We start from the raw sequence: 12,217 nt of genomic DNA, 5'->3' as shown, positions 1-12,217 counted from the left end.
CGTACCAGCGGTCCGATCCCCATGCCGCCCTCCTTCCAGGCGTTCCGGGCAGCGCTGGCCTCGCAGGGCCCTGCCTTGGACGCCGGCAAGCCGGGACTTCGCGTGCTGCTCGCCGTCGGCGCCCTTGCGGTGGCCGTCGCCGGCTTCTTCGTTTGGCGATCTCAGCCGACACCGGAGCCACTCCCGCCTCCCGCCCCGATCTCGTCCTCGACGCCGTCCCCGACCGCAAAGGTGACCGTCCACGTCGCAGGCAAGATCCGCAAACCCGGCGTCTACCTTCTCCCAGCGGGCGCCCGGGTCGCAGACGCGGTGACGGTGGCCGGTGGGGTGGCCCGTGGCGCCTCCACCGGCTCGCTCAACCTCGCCAGACGCTTGATCGACGGGGAGCAGATCGTGGTGGGCACCCCCGCAGGCCCGGCCGCTCCCGGCTCTGCCGTCTCGGACCCGGCCGCGACCGTCCTCGACCTGAACTCCGCCACGACAGAGCAACTCGAGCAACTCCCAGGCGTGGGAGAGGTCCTGGCCGCCCGCATCACCGAGTTCCGTGACAGCCACGGCGGATTCACCAGCGTGGAGCAGTTGCGCGAAGTGAGCGGCATCGGCCCGCGCAAGTTCGACGAGATCAAGCCGAAGGTTCGCGTCTGACATGGCCGTCGGCACGGACTTCGACGAGCGCAAGCACGCCTGGCCGCTGACGCTTCCCGCCCTCGCCGCCTGGGCCAGTGCCCTGATCCTCCTCGGTTGCGCCGCTTCCGTCAGCCTGATCGTGGCAATGTCCATAGCCCTGGCCGCCTGCGCCGTGGCGTGGCGCACTCGCGCATCTACCAGGAGTTGGCGCAACGTCGCCTTGGCCACGCTCATCTGCGCAGCGGCAGTTTCGGTGTCGATCGCCTTCCGGGTCCAGGCTCTCACCACCGGGCCGACGGCCGCACTGGCGGCGAAGGGCTCGTCCATCACCGCCCAGATCACCCTCACCGACGACCCCAAACGCAGAGCATCCCGAGGCGGACGCTTCAACCAGGACAGTTATGTGGTCCCGGCCACCCTCGAGATCATTCAGAGAGCCGGAAGCAGACAGGCCGTCAGCGTTCCCATCACCGTCTTCGCCAGTGGGCGCGAATGGAGCGACTTGCTCCCCAGCCAGCATCTCGAAGTCACCGGCCGCCTGGCGAAAGCGACCCCTGGCGACTTGGTGGCGGCCATTCTCCTGGTCCGGGGTCCACCACGGGTCCTGACGCCACCGTCGCAGCTCCAAACGGTCGCAGGCAGTCTGAGATCCGGCCTGCGCGCCGCCGCCGACGTCCTTCCCCCGGACCAGCGAGGACTGCTCCCCGGCCTGGTCGTGGGCGACGTCTCGCGCATGGATCCGCAGGTGGCATCCGATCTGAGGGAAGCCGGGATGAACCACCTTCACGCGGTGAGCGGGGCCAACCTCGCCATCGTCGCCGGCGCCACCCTTGCCATTTCCCGCTTTATCGGCCTTTCCCTGCCCATGAGGGCGGGTTTCGCCGCCATCGCGATGCTCGCCTTCGCCGTCGTGGCCCGCCCGTCCCCAAGTGTCTTGCGGGCCCTCCTCATGGGCCTGGTGGCCGCCGTCGCCCTTGGCACAGGACGTGCGAGGGACGGCTTCGCGGCGCTGTCGGGAACGGTCCTGCTGCTGATGTTGTTCGCACCTGAATTGGCTCGCTCGTACGGTTTCGCGCTCTCGGTCGCGGCCACCGCAGGCATTCTCATCCTCGCCCCGCGCTGGCGTGACCGCCTGTCATCCACAGAGCAGCGAAGTGACGTGTCCCAAGCCGGCGATGTCCAGGGCAGTGACTTCCAGGTGGGCGATGTCCGGGGCGGTGATGTCCGGGGCGGCCATGCCCAGGGCGGCCATGCCCAGGGCGGCAACGCCAGACTGCCGTACCGGTTGCCGCGCTGGCTGGCGGAGGCGGTGGCCGTGCCGGCGGCCGCTCAGGTGGCCGTGACGCCCGTGCTCGTGCTGATGTCGGGACAACTGACGCCCGTGGCGGTGCTCGCCAACCTGCTCGTGGCGCCGGCGGTGGCTCCCGCGACCCTGCTCGGCTTCGGTGCCGCACTCGTGGCGCCCCTATGGCCTGAGGCGGCGAACTTCCTGGTCGTCCCGGCCGGATACGCAGTCGGCTGGATCATCGCGGTTGCCGGCTGGGCCGTCGGCCTGCCCTTCGCCACGCTGCCGTGGCCCAGCGGCCTCCTGGGGATCGGCCTGCTCGGGCTCACGGCGGCCGTCGCGATACCCATCCTGCGCCGCCGGGCCTGGCGGGCGATGGCGCTGACGGTCGCCGCCGGCGCGCTGGTGGCCATCCTGGCGGTACGTCCCCTCGCCGGGCCGTGGCCGCCCGATGGCTGGCTGATGGTGATGTGCGACGTCGGGCAGGGGGACGGGCTGATCATCGCGGCGGGGCCAGGCCGGGGCGTCGTCGTCGACACCGGCCCTGACCCGGTCATCATGGACCGATGCCTCCGGAGGGTCGGCGTTGACGACGTACCGCTGCTCGTTGTCACGCATCCGCATGCCGACCACGAGGACGGGCTCACGGGAGTGCTCAGGAACCGGCGGGTGGGGGCCGTGGTCGTCAGCCCGCACCGCACGGAGCCCCGAGCCGGCGCGCACACATCGGTCACCCTGGCGCAGCGACGGATACCCGAATGGACGGCGGCGCCGGGGAGCCGCTGGCGGTTCGGGCCTTCGGAGCTGAGCGTGCTCGCTCCCGACCCCGCCATGAGCGAGATGCACGGGCAAGGGGAGGGCAGTGCGATCAACAACTCCAGCGTGGTGCTCCACGTACGGTGGCGTTCGGGATCCATACTGCTCGGCGGTGATCTGGAGACGGAGGCCCAGGAAGAGCTTCTACGCCGCGTTCGCGTACGGGCCGACATCCTCAAGACTCCGCACCATGGGTCCAACCGGCAGTCACCCGCCTTCCTGGCATCGCTCGGGGCGCGGGCGGCGTTGATCAGCGTGGGCGCCGACAACGACTACGGCCATCCTGCCCCGTCCACGCTCGCTCTGCTGCGGCGCCTCGGCGCGATCACCTACCGTACCGACCAGTCGGGAGATCTAGCGGTCGTAGAGCGCGATGGGGGATTGGCGGTGGTTGCCCGGGGTCCGTAGGACGGCGGTTGGCGGGGCTGTAGTGCGGCGGTTGCAGTGGAGTGACGTATGAGCACCCGCACCAGCCGTTGGAGGGCGGCCAGGCAGCATTCATCCGAAGAATGCCGCGGTCGTCGCCACGAACCGGTCGGCGTCATCGAGCCATGGGAAGTGGCCTGCTCCTGGTTGCACGACGAAGGCGCGCCGCTTCCCGGTCGGCCCATGGCGCGTCGCGCGTGTCGTGTCACATCAGGCCGTGGATGGGGCTGTCCCCGTACAGCGCGCCAATGTCGACCAGGAGGACATCGCGGCGGCGTTGGGCGGCATCGATGACATCGGGATGGAAGCCGTACAGGGAGAACAGGGCAAGGACCGCGTCATCGGGCCGATGTCCTTGGTCGGCGAGCAGGGTCCGGATGTGTTCGAGGCGCTGGAGGTCCTTCAGTCCGCGGGGCTGGATGGTGGCCTTGGCCTCACCGATCAGGGCGATGGTCGCCCGAGGGCTTTGCGGGCGCTCACCTAGCGCCATGGCGAGCAGGTCGACCTCATGTCTGGTCCGGGCGGCAGGGTCGGCGATCTCCGCTGTGCCGACCGCGCCGAGCGACAGCCGCGTCTCGTCGAAGGCGAAGGTGCGGGCCCACTCGCGGGCGGTCTCCTCGAAGTGCGGGCCGAGGATCTTCGAGTGGTACGTCGGGCGGGATGACTGCCACACCTGGGCTCCGCGCCGCCGTTCCACCAGGTCCACCATGGGCAGTGTGATCAGCTGGTTGAAGCGGATCACCGGGTCTGCCACGCTGATGACTGGATGCCGTGCCTTCAGCATGTCCTGCTCTCTGCGGATGTAGCCGGTGGACTCGAGTACTTCCAGCGGAGCGACCATGGCGGAGCGGGACCGCTCGAGCACCGAACCGACCTTCGCCGGTGTCGACGCACCCCGGGCCACCGCGGACAGCACGTCGTAATACAGCGTGCGGTGGGTGATCCGCGGGTCCTCGCGCAGTAGAAACTCCGCCTCCACTCGTGAGTACAGGGCACGCCCCGGGTCCAGCAGGGTGCGTTCTACCCAAGGACCGAACTCCGCCTCGCTCTGCGGCGCCGGTCCCGCGGCCAGCGGCCGGTAGCCGGGGGCGCCGCCGAGCACGGCATCCACCTGCAGTGCCACCGCCGGATCCTCGATCCCCCAGTGGGTGCGCGTGGTGCGGTAGTCGAAGGCCGGCAGACGCAGGTCCAGCACGGCTCGGCCGCGTAGCGGCTTGGTGCCGGACAATAGCTCAGACATCACGCTCATGGCCGAGCCGCAAAGCACGATCCGGCCACCGGGCGCCTTGCCTGACTGCGACTGGTCGTACAGCAATTGCAGGAACCCGGGGATCTCCGGGGAGTGCTGTAGCAGATACGGCAGCTCGTCGATGACGATCAGCGGCGCCCCCGGCGCCCGGTTCACCACATCCAGCGCGGCGGTGAGCACATCCCGCCAGTCGTCCAGCCGCATCGCCCCAGGTCGCACTCCCGCGTGCGCGGCGATCGCCTCGGTGAACCGGTGCAGCGCGGGCACCCGGCCTTCCTCTTGTACGGCGGTCAGATATAGCCCGCCCGCTGCTTCTGTGAGCGCCTCCAGCAGGAACGACTTCCCGTTCCGCCGCCGTCCCGAGAGGATGGCCAGCCGCAACTCCGGGGCTGGATCGGCGAGGAAACCGTTCAACAGCGCCCATTCGTGATCACGGTCCAGCAGCCGCTCTGGCTTGGCTAGCGGTATAGGCACATCCCCCCCATAGTTGTTCAGGTTGACCTTAACCAATTCCGCATAGGTAAGCCTACCCCCAAGTGGCCGCATGTCGCCTTCATTGACATCGTCGAGTACCAGGTTGTCGGCGGCGCATGGCATGCTGCCAGGCATGGCGGGAAGCGATCCAGCACCTGTGACCTTGGTCCTCGGCGATGAGGAGTTGCTGGCCGAGCGGGCGGTGAGCGGCGTCGTCGCGGCGGCGCGGGCCGCTGATCCGGACGTCGAGGTGCACGACCTCGTGGGGAGCAAGATGACGGCCGGGGAGCTGATGCAGCTGACCTCGCCGTCGCTCTTCGGCGATCGTTCCGTGGTGGTGGTCCGGTCGGCGCAGGATCTGCCCAAGGAAGTGATCAACGAGGTCGTGACCTATGCCAAGCAGCCGTCCGACGACACCGTGCTCGTGCTGGTGCACCCGGGCGGGGTGAAGGGCAAGGCGCTGGTCGACGGAGTGAAGAAGGTCAAGGCTGCGGTGATCATGATCAACAAGGTCACCAAGGCGGGGGAGCGGCTGGATTTCGTCAAAGGGGAGTTCAAGCGGGCCGGGCGAGGAATCTCCAGTGACGCGGCGCAGGCGTTGCTCGATGCCGTCGGCAACGATCTGAGGGAGCTGGCGGCGGCGTGCGGCCAGCTGATGTTCGACACCGAGGACAAGACGATCAGCGCGGCGGCCGTGGCCCGCTATCACAAGGGGCGGGCCGAGGTCACCGGGTTCAACGTGGCCGACTCCGCGATCGAGGGGCGGCTGGGCGACGCGCTGGAGCAGCTGCGGTGGGCGCTCGGCACCGGGGTGGCACCTGTGTTGCTGGTGAGCGCGCTGGCCGGTGGGTTGCGCTCGCTGGCCAAGGTGGGGAGCGCGCCGCGCAATCTCCGGGGCGGGCAGCTGGCGAGCCATGTCGGCATGCCGCCGTGGAAGGTGGACCGGGTGAGGCGGCAGCTCAACGGATGGGGGCCCGAAGGCTTGTCGAGGGCCATCCAGGCGGTGGCCGACGCGGACGAGCAGGTCAAGGGCGGGGGAGCGGATCCGGCGTACGCGCTGGAGCATACGGTGCAGGTAATCGTGGCCAGCCGCACTGGGAGGTAGTGCGCCGCTGTGCCGGAGGTGCGCCGCTGTGTCAGGAGCTGAGGTTCGGCTCGTGGTGAGGTGGGCTGGTGGATCTGGCTCGGTGATGCCCCAGCAGCGAAACCGTCCTGCTGCCGGAGATCGGGGGCGGCCTCACTCGGGACGCGCACGGGTTCGGGAGCGGTAGCCGGCGATCTTGGCCAGGTTCCCGCACCGGTCCATTGAGCACCAGCGGCGTCGCCGTGCCTGTGAGTCATCAAGGAACAGCAGCGAGCAGTCTGGATTCTCGCACTCCTTGACCCGCTCCAGCAGTGGGCCGCCGAGCAACAGCACCGCGTCGCGGGCCACGGTCGCCAAGGCGGCGGGCGTCACGTCGGCGCTCTGCCGGCTGATGGACGGCAAGTCGCCGCTGACAGAGAGCTGCGGGGCGAGATCGGGATTCGCGGCCACCGCGTTGGTGAGCGCGACGTCGGCAGGGTCGACAGGACGCCCGGCGATCGCGGCGCGCAACAGCTGGTAGATCGCCTCACGCAGGCCCAGGGCGTCCGTCAGGTGCGCGGTGGTGGCCTGGGGGACATCCGGGCTGAGTCCGGCCTCGTGAATCCAGCGGCCGAGTGCGTCGGGGTTCGGCAGCCTTTCGACGGGAACGGCGTGCCGCTTGCCGAGCGTAGCGACGAAGTCAAGACAGGGGCGGCCGCCGATGAAAGGGAACGCCATCAGGGAGGCGGCAGGCGGGCGGGTCATGCTCCGATCCTACTGGGTTGACACCTGTTGAATAGGTATACATGATGACACCTATTCAACTAGTGTCCAGAGAGGGCGAGTGCGGCATGCGCGCGGTGCGGATCGACGAATTCGGCGGACCCGAGGTCTTGCGTCTTGTGGAGGTCCCGGTCCCCGACGCCGGGCCGGGCGAGGTGCTGGTACGAATCGCGGCAGCGGGGGTGAACCGGGCGGACGCCCTCATCCGTTCGGGTTCCTACCATCGGGCCGGACGCCCGCCGCTGATCCCCGGACTGGAGGCGGCGGGCACGGTGGCCGCCGTGGGCGACGGCGTGCACGGCATCGAGGTGGGGCAGCAGGTCATGGCGCTGGGCAGCGGCCTGTATGCGGAGTTCGCCGCCGTGCCCGCGGATCGGGTGGCCGTCCTGCCGAAGGACATGAGCATGATCGAGGCCGCGGCGCTGCCCACGGCCTGGCTGACCGCTTGGTACTGCGTGCGGCGCCTGGCCAGGGTGGAGGCGGGCGAGACGGTGGTCGTTCAAGCCGCAGCCAGCGGGGTCGGCAGCGCGGCCGTGCAGATCGCCGCGCAGCTGGGCGCGCGGGTGATAGCGGTAGCGGGCTCGGCCGGCAAGGCCGCGTGGGCGGCGGGCTTCGGCGCGCACGAGACCGTCGACACCTCCGACCACCCCGGGGAAGCGGCGGTGGCCGAGGTCATGCGGCTGACCGGCGGGCGCGGGGCGGACGTCGTCCTGGACGCGGTGGGCGGGCCTACGTTCGCGCACAGCCTGCGCCAGGCCGCCTATGCCGGGCGCGTGGTCGCTCTGGCCAACGTTGCGTTGGAACCGAGCATCATCGACACCCGTGACTTCTATCCCAAGAACGCCGCCATTCTCGGCTTTCAGCTCACTAACCTGTTGCAGCACGGCTACGACCCCCGCGACGACCTGCGGGAGATCGCTGGCCGGGTGGCGTCGGGGTCGTACCGGGTTCCGGTGGAGGCGGTCTTCCCGATGGATCAGGCCCGCCAGGCCCACGAGCGGCTCGAACGGCGTGACAGCCGTGGCAAGAACGTCCTCACGACCGCCGAGACCGGGTGAGCCCTCGCCCTCGGCGGGCCGCGCGCGCCGTGTGCTCTTCCCGGACGGCACGTGGGCGTGCCCCAGGGAGGCGGCCGGGGGTCGCCCTCGCCCGCTGAGGGGTCAGGTCAGTGCCGCCTCGTTGACCACGCCGTCGCTGATCTCCAGCACTCGGTCGGCCAGCGTGATCAAGCTGGGGTCGTGGGTGGCGACCAGGGCGGTGACGCCTTCGCTCCGTACAAGGGCGCGCAGCAGCTCCATGATCTGCCGTCCGGTCTGCGAGTCCAGCTGCCCCGTGGGCTCGTCGGCCACGAGCAGGCGCGGCCGGTTCGCCAGCGACCTGGCGATCGCCACCCGCTGCCGCTGCCCGCCCGACAGCTCGTACGGCCGCTGGTTGGCGTGCTGTTCCAGCCCTACCAGGGCCAGCAGCATGCGGATGCGGGCCTCGCGTTCCTCGGCCGGCATCCGTACGAGCCGCATCGGCACCCCCACGTTCTCGGCGGCGGACAGGACGGGGATCAGGCCGAACGACTGGAACACGAAGCCCACCACGTCCCTGCGCAGTTCCAGCAGCGCCTCTTCCGACATCGCCGTGACGTCGTGTCCCGACACGGTGACCCGGCCCGCGTCCGGCCGGTCGAGGCCGCCGATCTGGTTGAGGAGGGTGGTCTTGCCGGACCCGGAGCGGCCCTTGATCGCGATCAGCTCCCCGGGAAAGACGGAGAACGAGACGTCGCGCAGCGCCACGACCTCCTTGGGGCCGGTCCGGTAGACCTTGCGCAGCCCTTCCACCACGACCAGGGGCGAGTCAGTCACTGGAGGGCTCCTCTCGGGACGGCCAGACGCCGATGTGGTCGGATTCGAGCTCCAGGCGTACGCGGCGCTCCATATTGAGTGCGTTCATGAAGTCGCGCGGCAGCTGCAGCCGCCCGACCCGGTCGAGCACGGCGTACTCCTCGGCGATGATCTGCCCCTCGGCGCCCTCGCGGCGCAGCGTCTCGCTGCTGGTACGCCCGTCGCGAATGCCGACCGTCCGGTCCACCTGTTCCGACACGAGTGGGTCGTGCGTCACGATGACCACCGTGACCCGCAGCTCGCGGTTGGCGGTGCGCAGGGCGGCGAACACCTGCGTCGCCGTCTCGCTGTCCAGCTCACCCGTCGGCTCGTCGGCCAGGATGAGCTGCGGGGAGTTGGCCAGGGCGACAGCGATGGCCACGCGCTGCTGCTCGCCGCCTGACATTTCGGGGACCTTGTGGTCGGCGCAGTAAGCCACGCCAAGCAGTTCCAGGAGCTCCATGGCCCGGCCCTTCCGTGCGGAGCCGGCGAGCTTCATCGGCAGCTCGACGTTCTCGCGCGCGTTCAGATACGGCAGAAGGTTCCGTGCCGTCTCCTGCCAGAGGAAGCCGACCACGGACCGCCGGTAGCGCAACCGGTCGCGCGGGCTCATCGACAGCAGATCCATGCCCGCCACCCTGGCCACCCCGGCCGTCGGGACGTCCAGCCCGGACAGCACGTTGAGCAGCGTCGACTTGCCCGAACCCGACGCCCCGACGATGGCGACCAGCTCGCCCTTGTCGATCACGAGGTCCAGGCCCTGCAGCGCGACGACCTCGACGCCCTCGGTCTTGTAGATGCGGACGAGGTTGTCGCACACGATGTGCGCGTCACCGCCGAACGCGGCCTTCTTGCGCGTGGCCCTGGCTTCCAGCTCGGACAGTGTGCCGGACTCGGGCACGTCGGGCACAGTGCCGGACTCGGGCACGTCGGGCACAGTGCCGGACTCGGGCACGTCGGGCACAGTGCCGGACTCGGGCACGTCGGGCACAGTGCCGGACTCGGGCACGTCGGACACAGTGCCGGACTCGGGCACGTCGGGCAGGGTCGGGTTCATCACGAATCTCCTACTCGGAGTGCGGTGCCGAGGCTGCGACGGCGGCCGATGGCGGTGTACGCGTACGCGCCGAGCGCGGCGGCGACGATGAGCCCCGCCGCCAGCGCGCCAGGCGTGAGCAGGTTGGGGGAGTAGTCGCCGACCGGCAGGTCCCCTGCGTACGCGGACAGGTCCACACCGGGCCCGAGCGCGGCCGGCAACCCGAGCCCCAGCCCGAGCCCTACCAGAGCGGTGAGGAGAACCATGGGAAGCACCTCCAGCACGGTCAGCCGCCGCGCCTGCCGATCCGACAGCCCGAGCGTACGCAGGAACGACACCGACCTGGCCCGGTCGGCGGCCCCCACGACCAGCGACAGGACGACGGCCACCAGCGCGTACAGCCCCAGCGCCACCGTCACCACGGTCAGCGTGGAGCGGACCGCGCCGGTGAGCGGATCATCCCGGATCGCGGCCAGCGCCCGCTCCTGCGAGTCCACGGTGGACGCCGGCACCATCCGCGCCAGCTCGGCCGGCGGTAAGTCCCCCTTGATCAGCAACGTGTTCACCTCGAGCCGGGGCAGCGCGCTCGTGGACATGACGATGAACTTCCCGCTGGACCAGAACCCGGGGACCGAATCGATCACACCCTGGGGGGTCACCCGCGGCCGCCCCAGCCACCCGACCTCGAACGCACCTCGCGCCGACAGCTCGGGCGAGACCAGCGCGGATGTGCCGCCGGACAGTGCCGGCAGGCTGATGGGCGCGCCCGCGACGAGCCGCCGCCACTGTGCCACGTCCACCGCGATGGCGGCGGCCCACTCGGGGGCGTTCGCGAGCTGCACCCGCCCGGTCTGCGCGAGCACCACCTGCTCCACGCCGTCCGTCGCGCGCACCTTCTCGATGACGGAAGCGGGGATCTCCCCGATCGACGTCACTTTGATCGGCGCGCCCACCTGCTGCCAGGACGCACGCACCTGCGTGCTCGCGATCCCCTCGGAGATCACCGTCGCGAACACCGACACCGCCAGCGCCGGCAGCAGGATCAGCACCGGCAGCCCGCTGGCAGAGCGCGCCCGGGCCGCCCTGGTCAGCCCCAGGAACGCCACGGCGGCACGGTCGCGTGCGGCCAGCCGTACCAGCAGCCGCAGCGGGTACGGGTAGCAGCGCAACGTGATCAGCGCGGCCGCGAGCGTCAACGCGACCGGCACGAACAACAGGAAGGGGTCCTGAGACAGCCCGCGCGCCCGCAGCAGGTAGGCCCCCGCCAGCGCCAGCCCCACGACCAGCACCTCCAGCGTGACGCGCCGGGCGGACGGCCGGGCCGCGGCGACGTCGTCGCGCCGCTCGTGCAGCGGCGTGCGATGCGCGAACGACACCCGAACCGCGGCGAACCCCACGGCCGTGACCACCACGACCGCCGGGCCCGCGTGCACGACGGGCAGCACCGGCCCGGGCACGAGGAAGGACAGGGCGTACCCGGCCGCGGCCGCGGGCGCCACGGCGAGGCCGGTCAGTGCCGCCCCGGCGCCCGCCACCTGCCGGAGCGACCCGCCCCGCGCCCGCGCCAGCGCCAGCGTGTGCTCCATCCGGTCGGTCAGCGACCGGACCGCCAGCACGATCACGCCGAGCGCGACCGCGAGCAGCCCGCCGAGCGCCAGGTAGATCACGTTCTGCGCACTGGCGAGCGCCGCGCTGAAATCGCCGAGCAGGTTGGGCAGCCCGGTGTCCAGGCGGTGCGCGGTGGGGCTCACCGCCTGGACCGACAGCAGCCGCTCGAGCTCAGCGACCGCGGCGCCGATGTCCGGCACGTCCAGCGCGCTCGCGGTCCGCCCGTCCAGGGGAAGGACCCAACGGTAGGTCAGGTTGCGGGACTCGCCGCTCAGCGCGGCGAGTCCCGCGTCGGACATCAGCGTCGTGACGTGGAACTCGAAGTCCAGCCCGCCCGGGGGCAGGTGCCTGGCGACGTGCAGGAGGTCGGCGTCGTGGCTCCAGGAGCGATCGTTCGGGTTCTTGGCCTTGAACAGGCCGACGATCTTCACGGCGACGTAGTCGCTCTCCCCCAGCACCTTGCTCTGGCCGACCCCGAGGCCCATCTCGCGCACAGCCTCGTCCACGACGCCCACCTCGATCAGCGGAATCGTCTCGCCCTCGTGGCGCGTCGTGGACACCGGGCCGGGCGCCCGGCCCTGGACCCAATCCACCCGCTGGTCGGCGTCGGACAACCAGCCGAGGTTGATGTACGTCCTCCCGCCGGTCCCGGCGACCGGTGTGCGGGAGGTCTTGGCGCTCATGTGACCGGCGGGCGTGACCAGCGGCCGAAGCGGCGCCGGGACGATCTGGCGCCATTGACGGTAGAGGGATGCGAACTGGGCGCGTTCGTGCAGATCCTGATCGGGGGTACGCGGCTCCGAGGCCACCGTCAGGTCGGTCTGCACGGCGGGGGCGGTGCTCAGTGATCGGCGCAGCGCCTGGTCGAACGACGCCTGCGTCGCGCGGGGCAGCCCGGCGACGAGCAGGCAGGCGACCGCCGTCAGCGCGACGAGCACGGCCAGGGTGCCCGCGTTCGCCCGGGCAAGGAGGGCCATTC

Annotated in this window: 9 protein-coding genes; 4 read left to right on the top strand and 5 right to left on the bottom strand. The window is 70.7% G+C overall.

The features are described from left to right. Positions 1–21 precede the first annotated feature (21 nt). Positions 22–645 (top strand): helix-hairpin-helix domain-containing protein, encoded by a 624-nt coding sequence (locus ACTWQA_RS01565; protein WP_443157502.1) that lies wholly within the window; start codon positions 22–24, stop codon positions 643–645. Position 646: 1 nt separating this feature from the next. Further along, a complete protein-coding gene (locus ACTWQA_RS01560) occupies positions 647–3,136 on the top strand; it encodes a ComEC/Rec2 family competence protein (RefSeq protein WP_443157501.1) in 2,490 nt (829 codons plus the stop codon). A 223-nt stretch (positions 3,137–3,359) separates the two neighbouring features. On the opposite strand, the gene ACTWQA_RS01555 is transcribed toward ACTWQA_RS01560, so the two are convergent. After that, on the bottom strand, positions 3,360–4,877 hold the full coding sequence (locus ACTWQA_RS01555; protein WP_443157500.1) for an AAA family ATPase: 1,518 nt from the start codon (positions 4,875–4,877) through the stop codon (positions 3,360–3,362). 121 nt (positions 4,878–4,998) lie between these two features. On the opposite strand from ACTWQA_RS01555, the gene holA reads away from it, so the two are divergent. Next, complete coding sequence (holA, locus tag ACTWQA_RS01550; RefSeq protein ID WP_443157499.1) at positions 4,999–5,982, top strand: DNA polymerase III subunit delta; 984 nt, start codon at positions 4,999–5,001, stop codon at positions 5,980–5,982. Between the two features lie 132 nt (positions 5,983–6,114). On the opposite strand, the gene ACTWQA_RS01545 is transcribed toward holA, so the two are convergent. Next, positions 6,115–6,705, bottom strand: a complete 591-nt coding sequence (locus tag ACTWQA_RS01545; RefSeq protein ID WP_443157498.1) for a CGNR zinc finger domain-containing protein — start codon at positions 6,703–6,705, stop codon at positions 6,115–6,117. An 86-nt stretch (positions 6,706–6,791) separates the two neighbouring features. Between ACTWQA_RS01545 and ACTWQA_RS01540 the strand changes: the two genes are divergently transcribed. After that, the gene (locus tag ACTWQA_RS01540; protein ID WP_443157497.1) at positions 6,792–7,781 is read left to right on the top strand and encodes a quinone oxidoreductase family protein; all 990 of its coding nucleotides are present in this window, start codon (positions 6,792–6,794) and stop codon (positions 7,779–7,781) included. Positions 7,782–7,883: 102 nt separating this feature from the next. Here the strand turns inward: ACTWQA_RS01540 and ACTWQA_RS01535 are convergent, their stop codons facing one another. Genes ACTWQA_RS01535 through ACTWQA_RS01525 form a run of 3 tightly spaced genes read right to left on the bottom strand, consistent with a single transcriptional unit; the run spans position 7,884 to position 12,215 of the window. Then, positions 7,884–8,576 carry an ABC transporter ATP-binding protein gene (locus ACTWQA_RS01535; RefSeq protein ID WP_443157496.1) on the bottom strand — a complete coding sequence of 231 codons (693 nt, stop codon included), beginning with the start codon at positions 8,574–8,576 and terminating at the stop codon, positions 7,884–7,886. Then, entirely contained in the window at positions 8,569–9,651 is a 1,083-nt protein-coding gene (locus tag ACTWQA_RS01530; RefSeq protein ID WP_443157495.1) for an ATP-binding cassette domain-containing protein, read from the bottom strand. Before ACTWQA_RS01530 ends, ACTWQA_RS01535 begins: the two co-directional genes overlap by 8 nt. Beyond that, positions 9,651–12,215: an FtsX-like permease family protein gene (locus tag ACTWQA_RS01525; RefSeq protein ID WP_443157494.1), complete on the bottom strand. Its 2,565-nt coding sequence runs from the start codon at positions 12,213–12,215 to the stop codon at positions 9,651–9,653. Before ACTWQA_RS01525 ends, ACTWQA_RS01530 begins: the two co-directional genes overlap by 1 nt. Positions 12,216–12,217: the final 2 nt, after the last annotated feature.

The organism is Nonomuraea sp. 10N515B (genome assembly GCF_052245915.1).
GTDB lineage: Bacteria > Actinomycetota > Actinomycetes > Streptosporangiales > Streptosporangiaceae > Nonomuraea.
Note: the sequence above shows the minus strand (reverse complement) of the source record. Positions and strands in the feature narration are given on the sequence as shown.

What these genes read in the sequence shown, in the direction of transcription:
- ACTWQA_RS01565 (WP_443157502.1), top strand. Translation starts at nt 22, where the DNA reads ATGCCGCCCTCCTTCCAGGCGTTCCGGGCAGCGCTGGCCTCGCAGGGC.
- ACTWQA_RS01560 (WP_443157501.1), top strand. Translation starts at nt 647, where the DNA reads ATGGCCGTCGGCACGGACTTCGACGAGCGCAAGCACGCCTGGCCGCTG.
- holA (WP_443157499.1), top strand. Translation starts at nt 4,999, where the DNA reads ATGCTGCCAGGCATGGCGGGAAGCGATCCAGCACCTGTGACCTTGGTC.
- ACTWQA_RS01545 (WP_443157498.1), bottom strand. Translation starts at nt 6,705, where the DNA reads ATGACCCGCCCGCCTGCCGCCTCCCTGATGGCGTTCCCTTTCATCGGC.
- ACTWQA_RS01540 (WP_443157497.1), top strand. Translation starts at nt 6,792, where the DNA reads ATGCGCGCGGTGCGGATCGACGAATTCGGCGGACCCGAGGTCTTGCGT.
- ACTWQA_RS01530 (WP_443157495.1), bottom strand. Translation starts at nt 9,651, where the DNA reads ATGAACCCGACCCTGCCCGACGTGCCCGAGTCCGGCACTGTGTCCGAC.
- ACTWQA_RS01525 (WP_443157494.1), bottom strand. Translation starts at nt 12,215, where the DNA reads ATGGCCCTCCTTGCCCGGGCGAACGCGGGCACCCTGGCCGTGCTCGTC.